Source organism: Pseudarthrobacter sp. SL88 (genome assembly GCF_026672455.1).
GTDB lineage: Bacteria > Actinomycetota > Actinomycetes > Actinomycetales > Micrococcaceae > Arthrobacter.
In genome coordinates, this window is sequence record NZ_JAPPRD010000001.1 from 2,501,169 (window position 1) to 2,518,490 (window position 17,322).

Consider the following 17,322-nt stretch of genomic DNA (forward strand, 5'->3'; position numbering starts at 1 on the left):
GGGGTCAGACCATCGTCAGGACCATTCCCGGTTCGGCCAGGATTGCTCCGACGTCGGCCAGGAACCGGGAGCCCTGTTCACCGTCCACCAGGCGGTGGTCGAAGGACAGGCTCAGGGTCATCACCTGGCGCAAGGCCACCTCGCCGCGGTACTCCCACGGCATGGACCGCACGGCACCCAGCGCCAGGATGGCGGCTTCGCCCGGGTTGAGGATGGGAGTGCCGGCATCGATGCCGAAAACGCCGATGTTGGTGATGGACACAGTCCCGCCGGACAGGTCTGCCGGCGGCGTTTTCCCCGACCGTGCGGTGTCTGCCAGCAACGCCAGCGCCTCCGCCAACTGCTCCAGGGTCAGCGAGTGGGCATCCTTAATGTTCGGCACCGTCAGCCCCCGCGGAGTGGCCGCCGCGATGCCCAGGTTCACATAGTTGAAGGTAACGATCTCCTGGCTCGCCTCGTCCCAGCGTGAGTTCAGCGATGGATTGCGGCGCAGGGCGATCAGCGCGGCTTTGGCCGCGAGCGTCAGCGGAGTCAGCTTGAGGCCGGCGAACGCCCGGCTGCCCCGCAGTTTCGCCAGCAGCTCCATGGTGGGGGTGACGTCCACGGTGAGGAACTCGGTGACATGCGGAGCGGTGAAGGCGCTGGACACCATCGCCGCCGCTGTGTGCTTGCGGACCCCCTTGATGGGCGTCCGGGTTTCCCGTTCCCCCTCGCCCCCGGCATGTGCCTGGCCGGCGGGTGCTGCGGCCTGGGCGGCACTGCCCTGCCGCAGGAACTCCTGCACGTCCTCGCGGGTGATCAGGCCTGCCGGGCCGGTGCCGGGTATCAGCGCCAGGTCAACACCGTGGTCCCTTGCCAGCTTGCGGACCGGAGGCGTGGAGCGCGGCCGGTCACCTGAAGGCACACCGGCCCTGGCTTCGATGACTTTGGTTTCGACAGGCTCAACCACCGGCGCCGTAGCGTCAGTAGCCCGGGTTTCGGCTGGCGTAATGCGGACAGGCGCCTCGTTTGCAGGCACCGCCACCTGCGGGAGGTTCCGCGGCCGGCGCGCTGGGCGGCCGGAGCTTTCGACGACGGCGCCGTACCCCACGAGGTTGGGTTCCCGTTTCGGCGCCGCCGGTTCCTCCCCCGCCGCCCGCTGGCCGGCTGGCGTAACGCCACGGGAAGGTGCGCCGTGCCCGGCCGGTGCCGTCCCGGCGTCGTCCGCTACCTCGAAGGAAACGATGGGCTTGCCCACCTCAACAACGGTGCCGGGCTGCTCATGCAATTCCCTGATGACGCCGGCGAAAGGCGACGGCAGCTCCACCACCGCTTTGGCTGTCTCCACCTCGGCAATGACCTGGTTCAGGCTGACGGTGTCCCCCACAGCCACTTTCCAGTTGAGGATCTCTGACTCGGTGAGCCCTTCCCCGAGGTCGGGAAGCCGGAATTCCTTGATCATGGTGACGCTCATCCTTCCAGCCCGCTCAGTGAATTCGGCCGACCCAAGGCACGGTCCACGCCATCGAGGATCCGGTCAAGGCCCGGCAGGTGGTGCATCTCGAGTTTCGAATAGGGGTAGGGGATATCGAACCCGGTAACCCGGACGGGTGCGGCTTCCAGGTGGTAGAAGCACCTTTCGGTGATGCTGGCCGCCACCTCGGCCCCCAGCCCGCCGGACTGCCCGGCCTCGTGCGTGATGACCAGGCGGCCGGTCTTCCGTACCGAGGCCACCACGGTGTCGTAGTCCACCGGCGCCAGCGAGCGCAGGTCGATGACCTGGATGGAAATGCCTTCGTCGGCGGCGGCCGAGGCGGCGTCCAGGGCGGTCTTCACCAGCGGGCCGTAGGCCACCAGGGTGACGTCGGTCCCGTCGGTCAGGACCCTCGCCTGCCCCATGGGATCTGCGGCATCCAGCCCGGCGGCCTCATCCACTTCGCCCTTGTCGTGATACCGCCGCTTGGGCTCGAAGTAGAGGACGGGGTCGTCGCTGGCGATGGCCTGCTGGATGACCGTATATGCGTCCTGGGGGTTAGACACGGTGACCACCCGAAGGCCGGAGGTATGCGTGAAGTAGGCCTCCGGCGACTCGGAGTGGTGCTCCGGCGAGCCGATGCCGCCGCCGAACGGCACCCGGATGGTGATGGGCATTTTGACTGCGCCGCGGGTGCGGTAATGCAGCTTGGCCACCTGGCTGACGATCTGGTCGAACGCGGGGTAGATGAAGCCGTCGAACTGGATTTCCACCACGGGGCGGTAGCCGCGGTAGGCAAGGCCGACGGCGGCACCCACGATGGCGGATTCGGCCAGCGGCGTGTCCACCACACGGTGTTTGCCGAAGTCTTTCTGCAGCCCGTCGGTCACCCGGAACACGCCGCCGAGGGCGCCGATGTCCTCACCGAGGAGGACCACCTTCGGGTCATGGTCGAGGGATTTGCGCAGCCCCGCGTTGATGGCACGGGCAAAGGTCATGGAAGTCATCAGCGTGCACCTTCTTCTGAAACGGCACCTGCGGGATCGCCGAAGGAGGCCAGGTAACGGGCGTAGTGGTCCTGCTGGCGGTCCAGCCACGAGTTCGGCGCGCTGTACACGTGCTTGAAGACGTCCATGGGCTGCGGGTCCGGCATGGTGGTGCAGCCTTTCCGCATCTCGCGGGCCACAGTGTCCGCACTGTTCCTGACGTGGTCCTGCAGTTCGCCGGTCAGCAGCCCCTTGCGTTCCAGCAGCGCCGCGACCCGGCTGATCGGGTCCTTCGCGGCCCAGTCCTCGAGTTCGTTGGCGTCACGGTAGCGGGTGGGGTCATCGGCGGTGGTATGCGGCCCCATCCGGTAGGTGACGGCTTCGATGAACGTGGGGCCGCCGCCGCGCCGCGCCCGGTCGAGGGCAACGCGCGTGGCTGCCATGACGGCCAGCACGTCGTTGCCGTCCACCCGCAGGCTGGGGATCCCGAAGCCGGCCGCACGGTCCGCGAGCTGGATGTGCGACTGGAGCCGGACCGGTTCCGAGATGGCCCAGTGGTTGTTGGTGCAAAAGAACACCACTGGCGCCTGGAAGCTGGCAGCGAAGACCATGGCTTCATTGACGTCGCCCTCGCTCGTTGCCCCGTCACCGAAGTAGGTGACGGCCACGGAATCTGCGCCGTCGTTCTGGATGCCCATGGCGTAGCCGGTGGCGTGCAGGGTCTGGGCGCCGATGATGATCTGCGGCGTTGCCATGTTGATGGCGTACGGATCCCAGCCGCCGGACGCGTTGCCGCGCCAGACCCGCAGGAGGTCTGTGAGGTCCACGCCGCGGCAGTACGCCACACCGTTCTCACGGTAGCTGGAGAAGACGAAGTCGTCGCCGCGCAGGGACCTGCCGGAGCCTATCTGTGCCGCTTCCTGCCCCAGCAGCGGGGGCCACAGGGCAAGTTCGCCCTGGCGCTGGAGGGCCGTCGCCTCGACGTCGATGCGCCTGATGACGGTCATGTCCTCGAACAGCGAGCAGAGCTGTTCGTCCGTGATGTCCTGAACCCAGAGATCGAACTCGGGGTGGCTCACCCGCTCCCCCGCCGGAGTGATCAGCTGGACCAGCTTTTGTACCGGAACGCCGGATAACCCCGGCTCCTGGAATTCCCCGGCGCCCTCATGGGCTTGTGCGCCGCCCTGGCCCGTTTCGTCTGTAGACACGATAGCCCCGCAACTTCTGTCGTCGGTGACCTGCGGAGCTGGGACTTGTGGTCCCGCAAACCGCGGCCTTCCGGGCCCCTTCGCCCGGATACTGTGACCCTACTCACAATGCACAGGGGGTACAACCACCGGGGCATTTACTGAGCAGAATGCCCTGTGGCTGCCGTCTGCACCGTGCTACCGTTGCGCATTATGCAAGCTCTGGATGGCACTGATACCCGCCTGCTTTCGGCACTGGCCCAGGATCCCAGGAGGACCGTGGTGGCGCTCGCCCAGAAACTGGGACTGTCCAGGAACACTGTCCAGGCGCGGATGGCCCAGCTCGAGAAAAAGCACGTCTTCCTGTCCTTCGAACGCAGGATCAACCCTGCCGCCCTGGGCTACCCGCTGATGGCCTTCATTTCCGTGCACGTCCAGCAGCAGAAGCTCACCCGGCTGGCACAGGATTTGGCGGCCATCCCGGAGATCCTCGAAGGCTACGGCCTGACCGGATCCGCAGACCTCCTGCTGCGCGTAGTGGCCCAGGATGCCGAGGACCTTTTCCGCATTAACGGCAAGATCCTCGCGTGCGACGGCGTGGAACGGGCGGACACGGCGCTGGCCATGGGCGAGCTCATCCCGTTCCGCGTGCAGCCGCTGCTGGAGCGGGGTCCGCAGCCCGGCTGACCCGTTATATGGCCGGAGCGGCCGGAGGCGAAGTCCGACGGCTGCAGCACGGGTTATAGGCTTGAGGCAGTTATCCGTGCGGAGCCCGAACAGGCCCACACCAGGCGGTGCCAGGCACCACATCCGGAAAGGCTCCACTTTGAGCAATCCCCAGGAACCGTACCAGCCCGGACACCCCGGCTCCGGGCAGCTGCCACAGCCGCCGCAGCAGCCCCCCGCCGGATACCCCGGCACTCCGAATCCCCCTTACGGCCAGCCGCACCAGGGCAGCCCGTATCCGGTCACCCCAAACCCCGGAAACACGGCCAACCCGTACAGCCAGCAGCAACCGGAGCAGTACCGGGGCGCAGGTCCGTTCGGCCTCCCGGGCGGAGAGCCGCCGGCGAGGAAGCGGCCCAGGCTGTGGATCATCCTGACGGCCATCGGCGGAGTGCTGCTGCTCGTGGTGGTGGGCATCGTCATCCTGGTGAACGTGGCCGGCAGTGCCACCAACCACGCCAAAGACCTGGCTGACGGTTTCACCAAGCTCGTCATTGCCGGCGACAGCTCCAAAGCGTACGACGACTACCTGGACCCGGCACTGAAGGAGCAGCTGTCCAAGGAAGCCTTCATCTCCGGCGTCGACAGCCTGAAAATGGACGGGACCTGCACGCCCGCCTACAACAGCATGCAGGTTGCCACCGAGAACGGCGTTAAGTCGGCGGACGTGGGCGGAGTCATCACCTGCGAGGGCAAGAAGGTTGACCTGGCCTACCGGTTCGAGGGCACGGACGAGCTGAAGATGACGAACATCAAGCTGCGCCCCGCTGCCTAGCAACACAACCCAAAGGCCCCCTCCCCCGTGGACTGTCCACGTTGGAGGGGGCCTTTTATTGCCCGTTGCCGGGTAAGGCGTTAGTGGTCTACTGCCTTCTCGGCACCAACACCGGTGAGGGACCGGACCTCCATTTCGGCCTGCTTGGCCGGATCCTCCCGGTTCTTGTCGAGCACCGTACCGAGCCAGCCCAGGAAGAACGCCAGCGGGATGGAAACGATGCCGGGGTTGCTGAGCGGGAAGATGGCGAAGTGCGCGTCCTTGATCATCGAGGTGGCCCCGCCGGACACTACCGGCGAGAAGATGATCAGGATGATGGCTGCACCGAGTCCGCCGTACATGCTCCACACGGCGCCCTGGGTGGTGAACCGCCGCCAGAACAGTGAGTAGATGATGGTGGGCAGGTTGGCCGAGGCAGCCACGGCGAAGGCCAGTGCCACGAGGAACGCCACGTTCTGGCCGTTGGCCAGGATGCCGCCCAGGATGGCGAGGATGCCGATCACCACCACCGTGCGGCGGGCCACCCGGACTTCCGTTGCGGCGTCCGCTTTGCCCTTGGCGATCACGTTGGCGTAAATGTCATGGGCGAACGAGGCGGCGGCGGTGATCGTCAGGCCCGCCACCACTGCCAGGATGGTGGCGAAGGCGACGGCGGAGATGAAGCCCAGCAGCAGCGGGCCGCCGAGGTGGAAGGCCAGCAGCGGAGCCGCCGCGTTCACGCCGCCGGGAGCGGACTTGATGGTGTCGGCACCCACCAGCGCGGCAGCACCGTAGCCGAGGACCAGGGTGAACAGGTAGAACAGGCCGATCAGCCAAATGGACCAGACCACCGACTTGCGGGCTTCCTTGGCGGTGGGGACCGTGTAGAAGCGCATCAGGACGTGCGGCAGGGCCGCCGTTCCCAGCACCAGGGCGAGGCCAAGTGACATGAAGTCCAGCTTGGAGGTTTCGCTCTTGCCGTACTGCAGGCCCGGGTTGAGGACCGCGGGGTTGTTGGCCGTTTCCACGGCACCGCCCAGCAGGGCCGAAAGGTTGAACCCGTAGATGGCCAGGACCCACATGGTCATGACGGCGGCACCGGCGATCAGCAGGATGGCTTTGATGATCTGGACCCACGTGGTCCCCTTCATGCCGCCAATCAGGACGTACATGATCATGAGGGCGCCGACCACGATGATGACCAGGGCCTGTCCGCCCCAGTCACTGATGCCCAGCAGCAGGGAGATCAGGCTGCCTGCACCGGCCATCTGGGCCAGGAGGTAGAAGAAGCACACCGCCAGGGTGGAGATGGCGGCTGCAATGCGGACGGGCCGCTGCCTGAGCCGGAAGGACAGCACATCGGCCATGGTGAACTTGCCGGTGTTGCGGAGCAGTTCAGCCACCAGGAGCAGCGCCACCAGCCAGGCCACCAGGAACCCGATGGAGTACATGAAGCCGTCATACCCGTTGATGGCGATGGCGCCGGTAATGCCCAGGAACGAGGCTGCGGAAAGGTAGTCACCGGCGATGGCGGTGCCGTTCTGCGATCCCGTAAAGGAGCGCCCGGCTGCGTAGTAGTCGGCGGCAGTCTTGTTGTTCCGGCTGGCGCGGAACACGATCACCATGGTGACGGCCACGAACAGGCCGAAGATGCCCATGTTCAGCAGGGTGGTGTCCTTGAGCGCGGCCACGTCCACTGCGGTTGCGATAGTAATCATTTGTTGGCTCCACCCACCCGGTTGCCGTGCTTGTCGAATTCGTGGCCCTCGATCTCGTTCCGGATCTCAGAGGCGATGGGGTCCAGCTTCCTGTTGGAATAACTGACATACCATCCGGTGATCGCGAAGGTGGAGACAAACTGGAGCAGGCCCAGGATCAGGCCGATGTTGATGTTTCCCCAGACTTTGGTGGACATGAATTCCACCGCGTAGTCCGCGAGCAGGACGTAGGCGAAGTACCACAGCAGGAAGGCCACTGCCATGGGGAAAACAAAGCTGCGGTGGCGCTTGCGCAGTTCCTGGAACTGCTCGGTCGACTGGACCTGTTCAAAGTCGACGGACGCCGCAGCGTCCGGACTTTGGGCATCGTTACCCATGGTTCCTCCTCATTGAGACATGCCGGTACACACTGGACGGCAGGCCCGGATAAGGAAACGCCGCTGGTGTGACAGCAATCACTCTGCTGCGTCGCGGCAGCCACTTCCAGCCCCACCGCAGCTGTGGTCGCTCAACGGTCGGGATGCTGCGACAAACGGCACCCCCAGCTACGCTGGGCCCATGCCGGACTCCCCCCTCCTGACCGCCGCGGCCGTGGCCGTGATCGCCATGGCCATCGCCGTCGTCGTCGGCGTGGGACTGAAGGTGCTCCGATCCTTCCGCGACCTGGGCACGGACGCCGAACGCGCCACCTACCACACCCTGCACGCGGCCTCGCAGGCGGGCCAGCACCTGCGCCGCGGCCTCAACCCCGCCGGCGCTTCGAAGGCAAGCCGCCACCTGCGCACGCTGCTTGGCTGTGACGCGCTGGCCATCACGGATACCTCGGGTGTGCTCGCCTGGGACGGGGCGGCGGAGGACCTGAAGCCGCGGCTGATGGAACTGGCCGCTGAGGTCCTGGCCGGCGGGCGGACGGCCGTACTGTCGCCGGGACCGGACGGGACCGGCGGCGCCCTGGCGGCTGTCATAGCACCCGTGCGGGCCGGCTCACGCGTGGTGGGCGCCGTCGCCGCCTTCGCTCCGTTGGCAGGGTCCGGCTTGGTGCGGGCCGCCGGCGAGGTGGCGGACTGGGTGGCAGTGCAGGTGGAGTTGGCCGAGCTGGATGCCTCGCGGACCCAGCTGATGGAAGCCGAAGTGCGGGCACTGCGCGCCCAGATCAGCCCGCATTTTATTTACAACTCGCTCAACGCCATCGCGTCCTTCATCAACACCGATCCTGCCCGGGCACGCGAACTGGTGGTGGAGTTTGCCGACTTCACCCGCTATTCCTTCCGCCGGCACGGCGACTTCACCACCCTGGCCGAGGAACTGCGCTGTATCGACCGGTACCTGCTGCTGGAGCGGGCCCGCTTCGGCGAGCGCGTGCAGGTCAGCCTCCGGGTCGCGCCGGAGGTCCTGAGTACCGTCATCCCGTTCCTCAGCCTGCAGCCGCTGGTGGAGAACGCCGTCCGGCACGGCCTCGAAGCGAAGGAGGGGCCAGGGCACATCACCATCACGGCCGACGACGCCGGCGCCTACGCGCAGGTGACCATCGAGGACGACGGCGTGGGGATGGACCCGGAGCAGCTGCAGTCGATGCTCGCGGGACATATCGACGGCGAGCACGTGGGCCTGCGGAACGTCGATGCCCGCCTCCGGCAGGTGTACGGCGACGTCCACGGGCTGGTCATCGAAACCGCACCGGGCGAAGGGACCCTCATCACCATGAAGGTGCCCAAATCGCAGCCCGGCCATGATGCCTGATTCCCGGCGCTGGCCTGCTGCGTGCCCGCGGAAAGCTACCCTTGGAGCATGATTAACGTCCTCGTCGTTGATGATGAGCTGCCGGCCGTGGAAGAACTCGCCTTCCTGCTGGGCCGGGACGAGCGGATCGGCAAGGTCCTGCGGGCGACCTCCGGCAGCGAAGCCCTCCGCGCCCTCGCGTCCGCACAGGTGGACGCGGTCTTCCTCGACATCCACATGCCTGCCGTCTCGGGGCTGGAAATCGCCCGAGCCATTGCCGCCGGCAGCCATCCGCCTGCGGTGGTCTTCGTGACCGCTGACGAGGACCACGCCCTGGCGGCCTTTGAACTGGCCGCCGTCGACTACCTCCTCAAACCCATCCGGGCCGAGCGGCTGGCACGCTCCGTGGGCCGGATCAGCGAACTGCGCGACGGCGGCGGCACGCCGGAGATGATCACCGTGGACCAGGGCGGTACCACCAGGATGATCAGGCGCGACGACGTCACGTACGTCCAGGCGCAGGGAGACTACGCGCGGCTCCACACCGCCGACGCCAGCTACCTGATCAGGGTTCCGCTGGCGGATCTGGAACAGCAGTGGGCCGATGCCGGGTTCATTAGGACGCACCGCTCATACCTGGTGGCCCTGAAGCACATCTCCTCCATGAAGCTTGCGGCAGACGGCCCGCGGGTCACCGTGGCGGGCGCCGGGCTGCCCATCAGCCGCCGGCACCTGCCCACCGTGCGGGAGCGGCTGCAGGCAAACCGGATCAGGCCGAACGCATGACCAGGGTACGGGTGACGGCCCCCGCCACGGCCGCGCATCCGGTCACGGAATCCCGGGAAGCGGCGCAGGAATCCGATGTGGGCCAGGTATTCGTGCGGTCCCTCATCAGGTCGCAACTGCGCCTGGCCCTGGTGGTGGCCGGCGGGTTCCTGGTCATCCTCGGCGCTTTTCCCCTCCTGCTGGCCGCCGTCCCCGGCCTGGCCGAGACGACGATTGCCGGTATCCCGTTCGACTGGATCCTGCTGGGCGTGGGCATCTACCCGGTGATCGGCCTCAGCGCCTGGCTGTACACCAGGACGGCTGCCCGCAACGAGGCCCGCTACCGGGACCTGGCCGGTGACCCATGATCGCCGCGGGTACACGGTGAACCGGAGCCTGGCGTGAACCCGGGTGTTGCAGCCGCGGCCCTCGCCGTGGTGTCCGTGGCCACCGCGGTCATCGGGTTCTACGGCCTGCGTATCTCCCGGACCACCGGCGATTTCTTCGTGGCGTCCCGGACCGTGCGGCCATGGTGGAATGCCTCCGCGATCGGCGGCGAATACCTTTCAGCCGCCAGCTTCCTGGGCGTCGCCGGCCTGCTGCTGCTCTCAGGAACGGACGCCCTGTGGTTCCCTGTGGGTTATACGGCCGGGTACCTGATGCTGCTGCTCTTCGTCGCTGCGCCCCTTCGGCGTTCCGGGGCGTACACCATACCGGACTTCACCGAAGCCAGGCTGGACTCCCGGGCGGTCCGCAAGGTCACCAGCCTGGTGGTGGTGCTGGTGGGCTGGCTGTACATCGTTCCGCAGCTCCACGGGGCAGCCCTGACCATCCGGATCACCACCGGGCTGCCGTCCTGGGTGGGGTCGGTGGCCGTTGTGGTTGTTGTCTGTCTGACAGTGGTGGCGGGCGGCATGCGGTCCATCACGTTCGTCCAGGCGTTCCAGTACTGGCTGAAGCTGACCGCCCTGGCGGTACCCATCCTCTTCATCGTCTTCATGCTTGCCGGCAGCGGGACGCCGGCCCTGGCCGCGCCGGCCGAAAACCCCACCGGCCTTGCCCCCGCGGGGTGGTACACCAACGTTTCGCTGCTCGTGGCACTGCTGTTCGGGACCCTTGGCCTGCCGCACGTCCTGGTCAGGTTCTACACCAACCCGGACGGACAGTCCGCGCGGCGGACCACGCTGATCGTGCTGGGGCTGCTGTCCGTGTTCTACCTGTTCCCCACCGCCTACGGCCTGGTGGGCCGCATGTTCGCGCCGGACCTTGCCCGCTCGGGCCAGCCCGACGCCATGGTCCTGCTGCTGCCCCGTGAACTCATCGGCGGCCCCGCCGGGGACCTGCTCTCGGCGCTGGTGGTGGCCGGCGCGTTCGCCGCGTTCCTGTCCACCACGTCCGGGCTGGTGGTGTCCCTGGCCGGCGTCATCAGCCAGGACGTCCTGGGCGCCGGCGTGGGGGGCTTCCGCCTCGCAGCGGTGGTCTCCGCCGTCGTGCCGCTGGGGTTCGCCCTGATGACGGGCTCCCTGGCGTTGGCCGGCAGCGTGGGACTGGTGTTCGCCTTCACCGCCTCCACCGTCTGCCCCGTCCTCCTGCTGGGCATCTGGTGGCGGGGACTTACCGACACCGGAGCCATCGCCGGCATGGTGACCGGCGGGGTACTGTGCGGCGGTGCCATGATCGCCGGCTCGCTGGCAGGGGCTGCGAGCACACCCGCGTGGCTCGCCCAGCCCGCGGCCTGGTCCGTTCCCACGGCCTTCGCCGTCATGGTGCTGGTGTCCCGGGCCACGGCAGGCCGGGTACCAAAAACGCTGGTCCGCGTCATGACGCGGCTGCACACCCCGGAAAGGCCGCTGGCAACCGGACGCTGATTGGGTGGACAATTACGCCATGTCCACCCGGGACGAAAACCCGGCAGCGGAGCCGGTTCCGCCCTCCGTGCGGGCGCAGCTGCTCGCCACGGAGCACTGGGGCCTGCTGGCTTCCCGGAGCACGGCCCAGGGTGAGGTGCTGACAAGGATCAGCATGTTTCTGACCTTCACCTCGGCGGGCCTGGTGAGCGTAGCGCTGGTGGGGCAGGCCACCCGATTCTCGGATTCGTTTGTCCTGCTGGCCGTGGTGGTGCTGTTCATCGACGTGGCCATGGGGCTGCTGACCCAGCTGCGGGTCATGAACATTGCCCACGAGGACCTGATGTACGTCACGGCCATGAACCGGTTGCGGGCAGCCTACGTGGACCTGGATCCGGGCATCGCCCCATACCTGATGGCGGCCCATCACGATGACGAGGCGGGTTCCGTCCAGACCTACTACTTCTTCGGCAACCGCGGCAACTTCCGCCATGTGGCCGGCAGCAGCATGATTTTCATGTCGACGGCGAACGGCGCCCTGATTGCCATCCTGGCGGGGCTGCTTCTGACCCTGCTGGGTGCCGGAACGGTTGCGGCGCTCCTGGTGGGCGGTGCATGCGGGCTGTCGTTCCTGGCCGTCTCGGCATTGAACGGCTACCGGAGCTACCGGGACGTCTGGAGCCGGTTCACGCCGCTCTCCCCTTCTACGCCAGGGGCGGATCAAGTAGAGGCGGAATAAGTACAGGCGAAGCTAAGGCATCCCCAGCACGGCCTTAGTCGATGGCAGCCATCAGTTCAATGACGCGGTCCAGGAAGGCGTCCACCTGGGCTTCTTCGTAGCCGTCGCGTCCGGTCTCCGGGCGGAAAACGGCGCGGCGGACGCTGTCCACGCTGAGCGGCTTGTCATGTTCCAGGTACGCCACGAGTTCATGGCAGAGCCGGTCCACATCGTCGGTGTTGTAGCTGCGGGCCTTGTTCTTGGCGGGCCGGCGGAAACGTTCCCCGTCCGGGCGGTGGAGGCGTCCGCGGAGGATCCCCGAGAGCTTGCCGATTTCGCGCAGCCAGGCTTCCTCGCCGCTGGCCGCAATCAGTTCATCGCGCTCCCTGCGGGCGAAAGCGTCTTCCAACCGGTCCAAGGCCGCATCCACCACGGCGGCGGAATAGCCACCCTTGACCGGATCGAAGGAGACAGCCCGGACGTCAGAGCTGTTGATGGGCTGCTCGGCGTCGTGTGGTGACTCCAGCGACACCCGTGCCCGCTGGAGGAACTGGTCCACCTGCTTGGCGTTGTACCCGTATTCACTGCGCTGCACACGCTCAAATGACGCAGGGATCTGCCGATGAATATCCAATGCCACTGTTGGTTCCTTCAATGCTCTTCAGCCGTAGCGCTGTGGCACCAGTCTATTGGTGCCAAGATGATGCTGCCCTGTCAGGACTGTGCTTAGGCGGGCCTACCAGCTTCCGGTGACAAACCCGTACAGGACGTAGACCAGCGGGGACGCAAACACTATGGAGTCCAGCCGGTCCATGACCCCTCCATGCCCTGGCAGGATGCTGCTCATGTCCTTGACGCCAAGTTCGCGCTTCACCATGGACTCCGCAAGGTCACCGGCTGTGGAGGCCGCCACGGTGCCGACGGCGAGGACCACGCCCACCCACCAGGGCTTGTCCAGGATGAAGAGGCAGGCCAGGACGCCGATCAGGACGGCGCCGGCCACTGAGCCGGCAAAGCCTTCCCAAGATTTCTTGGGGCTGATCTTTGGTGCCATGGGGTGCTTGCCCAGCGATGCCCCCACCAGGTAGCCGAACGTGTCATTGGACACCACCAGCAGCAGCATGACGGCGATCTGCCAGGCGCCTTCCGGGACGGCACCTCCCGGCCAGAGGCCCAGTGGCGTCGCACCCCCGGCGGCGTGCAGCGGCAACGCGGCGAAGCTGATGAAGAACGGCACCCAGCCCAGGGTGAAAACCCCGGCAAAAATGCTGTTGGCCGAGCCTGCGGCGGTGTCGATGGATCTCCAGAGCAGCACAGCCACCGAACTGAGGAGCATCGCGAAGAGCAGGCTTTCGACGCCCCCGAGGTACGCCACGAACGGCATGGCCACCGTGCCGGTCATTACCGGAACGATGGGCATCCTGGTGCCGTTGGCCTCCAGGGCACGGTAAATCTCCCAGACACCGAAGATGGCGAACGTGGTGGTGACCGCCACGAAACCCAGCGGAAGGAACAGCAGCCCGCCAAGCACGGCGAGCAGCATGGCCAGGCCCACCACAACGGCCGCCGGAAGGTTCCGGCCGGCCTTGGGCGTTGGGTTGCTCCTGGGCTGCTTCCCCCGTGTGCGCGCCCGTGGTGCGGGGGCCTGATCTGCCTGGCCCATCAGACTTCGAGCAGCTCTGCTTCCTTGCGCTTGAGCAGCTCATCGATGCCGTCCACGTGGGCCTTGGTCAGGCCGTCCAGCTCCTTTTCGGCCCGGGTGCCCTCGTCTTCGCCGGCTTCGCCGTCCTTGACCAGGCGGTCCAGGGCTTCCTTTGCCTTGCGGCGGATATTGCGGATGGACACCTTGGCGTCCTCGCCCTTGGTCTTCACGATCTTGACGTATTCCTTGCGGCGTTCCTTGGTCAGTTCCGGGATGGTGATCCGGATGACGTTGCCGTCGTTGGACGGGTTGGCCCCCACCTCGGAATCGCTCAGGGCACGTTCGATGTCCCGCAGGGCGGTCTTATCGAACGGTGTGATCAGGATGGTGCGGGCGTCCGGGATGGCGAACGAGGCGAGCTGCTGCAGGGGCGTGGGTGAGCCGTAGTAGTCCACCAGGACCCTGTTGTACAGGCCGGGGTTGGCGCGGCCGGTGCGGATGGAAGCGAAGTCTTCCTTGGCAACCTCTACGGCCTTGTCCATCTTCTCTTCGGCTTCGAGCAAGGTTTCTTCGATCACGGTCTCTCCTGGGGTTCTGGTGCGGTCCGGGGGGCCGGTTCCATGCACACGTGGTTCTCTGTCGCTGCTTCCGCCACCGCCCGGGAGCGGCAGCGGAACTGTCCTGAAAACATCCTAGCCGGAGCTAGGCGGAGACCAGGGTGCCCAGCTTCTCTCCACGGATGGCGCGGGTGACGTTGCCTTCGCCTTCCATGCCGAAGACCACCATGGACAGGTCATTGTCCTTGCACATGGTCATGGCGGTCTGGTCCATGACACGGATGTCGCGCCGCAGGGCGTCGTCGTAGCTCAGGGTCTCCAGCCGTTCGGCGGTGGGATCCTTCTTGGGGTCCGCGGTGTAGACGGCGTCAACGCCGCTCTTGGCCATGAGGACAACATCCGCGTGGACTTCAAGGGCGCGCTGGGCGGCCACGGTGTCCGTGGAGAAGTACGGCAGGCCGGCACCGGCACCGAAGATGACGACGCGGCCCTTCTCCATGTGGCGGATGGCGCGGCGCGGGATGTAGGCCTCAGCCACCTGTCCCATGGTGATGGCGCTCTGCACGCGCGTCTCCACGCCCGCCTGCTCCAGGAAATCCTGCAGGGCGAGGCAGTTCATGACCGTGCCGAGCATGCCCATGTAGTCCGCCCGCGAGCGGTCCATCCCGCTCTGGGACAGTTCGGCGCCGCGGAAGAAGTTTCCGCCGCCCACCACGATGGCCACTTCAACGTCCGGGACGGCCGCGGCAATCTGCTTGGCGACGTTGCGGACGGTCTCGGGATCGACACCCAGCTTCCCGCCGCCGAAGACCTCGCCGGAGAGCTTCAGGAGGACCCGCCGTCGGCTCTTCTCTTGCTGCATTACAGTATTGACGGCTTCCATGGTGCCTTCCCGTTGGTGACGTTCGAAAAAAGGTTATCCTGCCGGAACCGGTGGCCGGAACCAGTGATGCCCGGTGCCCGGCGCCCGGCGCACAACTCTGGGCACAAACCGTGCGCATGCAAAAGGGGCGGCCACCGAAGTGGCCACCCCCTTACGTGTTCGACTAGGCGCCGACGCGGAAACGCGCGAACGCGGTTCCCTTGACACCGGCCTCTTCGAGGATCTGTGCCACGGACTTCTTGGCGTCCTTGGCGAAGGCCTGGTCAACCAGTACCTCACCCTTGTAGAAGCCCGTAACGCGGCCTTCCACGATCTTGGTGAGGGCGGCCTCGGGCTTGCCCTCGGCCTTTGCGGTCTCTTCGGCGATGCGGCGCTCGGACTCGACCAGGTCGGACGGAACGTCTTCGCGGGTCAGGTAGTTCGGGGCCATGGCGGCGATGTGGACGGCGACGTCGTGCGCGGCGGTGGCAGCGGCTTCGCTTTCACCGTCGACAGCGAACAGGACGCCGACCTGGGCCGGGAGGTCCTTCGAGGTCTTGTGCAGGTAGGCATCAACCGTTGCACCCTCGATGCGGGAAATGCGGCGGACGACGACCTTTTCGCCCAGGACAGCGCCTTCTTCGATGACGACCTCGGACAGCGGCTTGCCGTCCACATCGGTGGCGAGGAGGGTTTCGAGGTCGGCAGCACCGGACTCGACGGCGACGGCCAGGACCTTGTCGGCCAGCTGGATGAACTTGTCAGCCTTGGCAACGAAGTCGGTCTCGCAGTTGACCTCGATCATGACGCCGACGCCGTTGCTGACCTTGGCGGCAACGAGGCCTTCGGCGGTGGAGCGGCCTTCGCGCTTGGTGGCGCCCTTGAGGCCCTTGATGCGGATGATTTCGATGGCCTTTTCGGCGTCACCGTTGGCTTCGTCAAGAGCCTTCTTGACGTCCATCATGCCGGCGCCGGTGCGCTCGCGCAGGGCCTTGATGTCAGCGGCAGTGTAGTTCGCCATGTGAACCCCTCTGTCTAGAAATTTGTTGTGGTGTACGGACTGACAGGATGGCTGCCCGCGGTGCGGGCGGCCATCCTGTCAGCAGCTCCGGCTGCGGACAGCACGGAGAATCCGGATTTAGCTGTGTTACTTGGCGTCTTCGGCGGGAGCCTCGGCAGCAGCCGGGGCGTCAGCGGCCTCGGCCGGAGCTTCGGCAGCGGCCGGGGCGTCAGCGTTTTCTGCCGGAGCAGCAGCAGCGGCTTCCTCGGCCTTGCTGCCTTCGAGGAGCTCGCGCTCCCACTCAGCCAGCGGCTCTTCGGGAGCTTCGGTGGTGCCCGAGCCGCGGTTGTTGCGGGCGATCAGGCCCTCAGCGACGGCGTCGGCAACAACGCGGGTCAGGAGGTTCACGGAGCGGATGGCGTCGTCGTTGCCCGGGATCGGGAAGTCGACTTCGTCGGGATCGCAGTTGGTGTCCAGGATGGCCACAACCGGGATGTTCAGCTTCTTGGCCTCGTCAACGGCGAGGTGTTCCTTCTTGGTGTCCACGATCCAGAGCACGGAAGGTGCCTTGGTCAGGTTGCGGATACCGCCCAGGTTGGACTCGAGCTTGGTGAGCTCGCGCTTGAGGAGCAGCAGTTCCTTCTTGGTGTAAGCGGAACCGGCGACGTCGTCGAAGTCGATCTCTTCGAGTTCCTTCATACGCTGGATACGCTTGGCGACCGTCTGGAAGTTGGTCAGCATGCCGCCGAGCCAGCGCTGGTTCACGTAGGGCTGGCCAACGCGGGTGGCCTGCTCGGCGATTGCTTCCTGGGCCTGCTTCTTGGTGCCGACGAAGAGTACGGTGCCGCCGTGGGCAACGGTGGCCTTCACGAACTCGTAGGCGCGGTCGATGTAGGACAGCGACTGCTGAAGGTCAATGATGTAGATGCCGTTGCGCTCGGTGAAGATGAAGCGCTTCATCTTCGGGTTCCAACGGCGGGTCTGGTGTCCAAAGTGGACGCCGCTGTCAAGCAGCTGGCGCATAGTTACGACGGGCATGCCGACGCTCCTTCCGGCAGGTCATTCATGAGATAGCCGCGAGGCTTCTTACCCTGCCAATTGTTGACGGTTGATTAGCGTGGCCCGGGTTGGGCCGTGCTCCTGGCATCCACCGCGCTTCCCATCCGTACTGTTGGACGGACCGCAGGAGGCGCGATCCTCCGATGGTGCGGCCGGGGCCGTGCCTTTGGAGGGCTGGATGCGCGTAGTCAGCCCGCTGCTCCCCCACACTCCTGAATGAGTTGTGCCGACGCGGCCCGGACAGGCAGCATCACCAAAAAGGTGGACTGCCGGGGCGGGACGCGTTGAGGGCGCAGCAAACTGCTCCGTCAATAGTACTACAGGCACCA

18 protein-coding genes are annotated in these 17,322 nt (G+C 66.3%); 7 read left to right on the forward strand and 11 right to left on the reverse strand.

Annotated elements, in window-relative coordinates; all coding sequences use genetic code 11:
- Nucleotides 1-4 precede the first annotated feature (4 nt).
- The 3 genes from OVA06_RS11405 to pdhA are packed head-to-tail and all read right to left on the reverse strand — an operon-like array spanning nucleotide 5 to nucleotide 3,647.
- A complete protein-coding gene (locus OVA06_RS11405) occupies nucleotides 5-1,453 on the reverse strand; it encodes a dihydrolipoamide acetyltransferase family protein (RefSeq protein WP_268158362.1) in 1,449 nt (482 codons plus the stop codon).
- Nucleotides 1,450-2,460 carry an alpha-ketoacid dehydrogenase subunit beta gene (locus tag OVA06_RS11410; protein ID WP_056083458.1) on the reverse strand — a complete coding sequence of 337 codons (1,011 nt, stop codon included), beginning with the start codon at nucleotides 2,458-2,460 and terminating at the stop codon, nucleotides 1,450-1,452. The genes OVA06_RS11405 and OVA06_RS11410 overlap by 4 nt, the downstream gene beginning before the upstream one ends.
- On the reverse strand, nucleotides 2,460-3,647 hold the full coding sequence (gene pdhA, locus OVA06_RS11415; RefSeq protein ID WP_261619611.1) for a pyruvate dehydrogenase (acetyl-transferring) E1 component subunit alpha: 1,188 nt from the start codon (nucleotides 3,645-3,647) through the stop codon (nucleotides 2,460-2,462). Before pdhA ends, OVA06_RS11410 begins: the two co-directional genes overlap by 1 nt.
- A 192-nt stretch (nucleotides 3,648-3,839) precedes the next feature.
- Here pdhA and OVA06_RS11420 point away from each other — a divergent pair, with 192 nt between their 5' ends.
- Entirely contained in the window at nucleotides 3,840-4,313 is a 474-nt protein-coding gene (locus OVA06_RS11420; RefSeq protein ID WP_268158365.1) for an Lrp/AsnC family transcriptional regulator, read from the forward strand.
- 139 nt (nucleotides 4,314-4,452) lie between these two features.
- Nucleotides 4,453-5,127, forward strand: a complete 675-nt coding sequence (locus OVA06_RS11425; protein WP_268158367.1) for a hypothetical protein — start codon at nucleotides 4,453-4,455, stop codon at nucleotides 5,125-5,127.
- 80 nt (nucleotides 5,128-5,207) lie between these two features.
- Here the strand turns inward: OVA06_RS11425 and OVA06_RS11430 are convergent, their stop codons facing one another.
- A complete protein-coding gene (locus tag OVA06_RS11430) occupies nucleotides 5,208-6,824 on the reverse strand; it encodes a solute symporter family protein (protein ID WP_056083468.1) in 1,617 nt (538 codons plus the stop codon).
- Nucleotides 6,821-7,201 carry a DUF485 domain-containing protein gene (locus OVA06_RS11435; protein WP_045730980.1) on the reverse strand — a complete coding sequence of 127 codons (381 nt, stop codon included), beginning with the start codon at nucleotides 7,199-7,201 and terminating at the stop codon, nucleotides 6,821-6,823. Before OVA06_RS11435 ends, OVA06_RS11430 begins: the two co-directional genes overlap by 4 nt.
- A gap of 181 nt (nucleotides 7,202-7,382) precedes the next feature.
- Here OVA06_RS11435 and OVA06_RS11440 point away from each other — a divergent pair, with 181 nt between their 5' ends.
- The 5 genes from OVA06_RS11440 to OVA06_RS11460 are packed head-to-tail and all read left to right on the forward strand — an operon-like array spanning nucleotide 7,383 to nucleotide 11,894.
- Nucleotides 7,383-8,564, forward strand: a complete 1,182-nt coding sequence (locus OVA06_RS11440) for a sensor histidine kinase (protein ID WP_261619609.1) — start codon at nucleotides 7,383-7,385, stop codon at nucleotides 8,562-8,564.
- 48 nt (nucleotides 8,565-8,612) lie between these two features.
- The gene (locus OVA06_RS11445; protein ID WP_056083474.1) at nucleotides 8,613-9,329 is read left to right on the forward strand and encodes a LytR/AlgR family response regulator transcription factor; all 717 of its coding nucleotides are present in this window, start codon (nucleotides 8,613-8,615) and stop codon (nucleotides 9,327-9,329) included.
- Nucleotides 9,326-9,676, forward strand: coding sequence for a hypothetical protein (locus OVA06_RS11450; RefSeq protein ID WP_056083476.1), 351 nt, complete (start codon nucleotides 9,326-9,328; stop codon nucleotides 9,674-9,676). The genes OVA06_RS11445 and OVA06_RS11450 overlap by 4 nt, the downstream gene beginning before the upstream one ends.
- Nucleotides 9,677-9,709: 33 nt before the next feature.
- A complete protein-coding gene (locus OVA06_RS11455; RefSeq protein WP_268158371.1) occupies nucleotides 9,710-11,176 on the forward strand; it encodes a sodium/solute symporter in 1,467 nt (488 codons plus the stop codon).
- 19 nt (nucleotides 11,177-11,195) lie between these two features.
- The gene (locus tag OVA06_RS11460; RefSeq protein ID WP_261619608.1) at nucleotides 11,196-11,894 is read left to right on the forward strand and encodes a hypothetical protein; all 699 of its coding nucleotides are present in this window, start codon (nucleotides 11,196-11,198) and stop codon (nucleotides 11,892-11,894) included.
- Between the two features lie 34 nt (nucleotides 11,895-11,928).
- Here OVA06_RS11460 and OVA06_RS11465 read toward each other — a convergent pair whose 3' ends face one another.
- The 6 genes from OVA06_RS11465 to rpsB form a co-directional block, all read right to left on the reverse strand.
- Entirely contained in the window at nucleotides 11,929-12,513 is a 585-nt protein-coding gene (locus OVA06_RS11465) for a DivIVA domain-containing protein (RefSeq protein ID WP_056083480.1), read from the reverse strand.
- Nucleotides 12,514-12,609: 96 nt separating this feature from the next.
- Nucleotides 12,610-13,536 carry a phosphatidate cytidylyltransferase gene (locus tag OVA06_RS11470; protein WP_268158373.1) on the reverse strand — a complete coding sequence of 309 codons (927 nt, stop codon included), beginning with the start codon at nucleotides 13,534-13,536 and terminating at the stop codon, nucleotides 12,610-12,612.
- A complete protein-coding gene (gene frr, locus OVA06_RS11475; protein WP_015936600.1) occupies nucleotides 13,536-14,093 on the reverse strand; it encodes a ribosome recycling factor in 558 nt (185 codons plus the stop codon). Before frr ends, OVA06_RS11470 begins: the two co-directional genes overlap by 1 nt.
- A gap of 124 nt (nucleotides 14,094-14,217) precedes the next feature.
- Nucleotides 14,218-14,955 (reverse strand): UMP kinase, encoded by a 738-nt coding sequence (gene pyrH, locus OVA06_RS11480; protein WP_056083488.1) that lies wholly within the window; start codon nucleotides 14,953-14,955, stop codon nucleotides 14,218-14,220.
- Nucleotides 14,956-15,118: 163 nt separating this feature from the next.
- Nucleotides 15,119-15,955 (reverse strand): translation elongation factor Ts, encoded by an 837-nt coding sequence (gene tsf / locus OVA06_RS11485; RefSeq protein ID WP_056083491.1) that lies wholly within the window; start codon nucleotides 15,953-15,955, stop codon nucleotides 15,119-15,121.
- A gap of 126 nt (nucleotides 15,956-16,081) precedes the next feature.
- On the reverse strand, nucleotides 16,082-16,972 hold the full coding sequence (gene rpsB, locus OVA06_RS11490; protein WP_261619607.1) for a 30S ribosomal protein S2: 891 nt from the start codon (nucleotides 16,970-16,972) through the stop codon (nucleotides 16,082-16,084).
- Between the last annotated feature and the right edge of the window lie 350 nt (nucleotides 16,973-17,322).

Bases quoted from the DNA above. Each gene is read 5' to 3' on its own strand.
- OVA06_RS11405 (WP_268158362.1), bottom strand. From the start codon at position 1,453: ATGAGCGTCACCATGATCAAGGAATTCCGGCTTCCCGACCTCGGGGAA.
- OVA06_RS11410 (WP_056083458.1), bottom strand. From the start codon at position 2,460: ATGACTTCCATGACCTTTGCCCGTGCCATCAACGCGGGGCTGCGCAAA.
- OVA06_RS11420 (WP_268158365.1), top strand. From the start codon at position 3,840: ATGCAAGCTCTGGATGGCACTGATACCCGCCTGCTTTCGGCACTGGCC.
- OVA06_RS11430 (WP_056083468.1), bottom strand. From the start codon at position 6,824: ATGATTACTATCGCAACCGCAGTGGACGTGGCCGCGCTCAAGGACACC.
- OVA06_RS11435 (WP_045730980.1), bottom strand. From the start codon at position 7,201: ATGGGTAACGATGCCCAAAGTCCGGACGCTGCGGCGTCCGTCGACTTT.
- OVA06_RS11440 (WP_261619609.1), top strand. From the start codon at position 7,383: ATGCCGGACTCCCCCCTCCTGACCGCCGCGGCCGTGGCCGTGATCGCC.
- OVA06_RS11445 (WP_056083474.1), top strand. From the start codon at position 8,613: ATGATTAACGTCCTCGTCGTTGATGATGAGCTGCCGGCCGTGGAAGAA.
- OVA06_RS11450 (WP_056083476.1), top strand. From the start codon at position 9,326: ATGACCAGGGTACGGGTGACGGCCCCCGCCACGGCCGCGCATCCGGTC.
- OVA06_RS11460 (WP_261619608.1), top strand. From the start codon at position 11,196: ATGTCCACCCGGGACGAAAACCCGGCAGCGGAGCCGGTTCCGCCCTCC.
- OVA06_RS11470 (WP_268158373.1), bottom strand. From the start codon at position 13,536: ATGGGCCAGGCAGATCAGGCCCCCGCACCACGGGCGCGCACACGGGGG.
- pyrH (WP_056083488.1), bottom strand. From the start codon at position 14,955: ATGGAAGCCGTCAATACTGTAATGCAGCAAGAGAAGAGCCGACGGCGG.
- tsf (WP_056083491.1), bottom strand. From the start codon at position 15,955: ATGGCGAACTACACTGCCGCTGACATCAAGGCCCTGCGCGAGCGCACC.
- rpsB (WP_261619607.1), bottom strand. From the start codon at position 16,972: ATGCCCGTCGTAACTATGCGCCAGCTGCTTGACAGCGGCGTCCACTTT.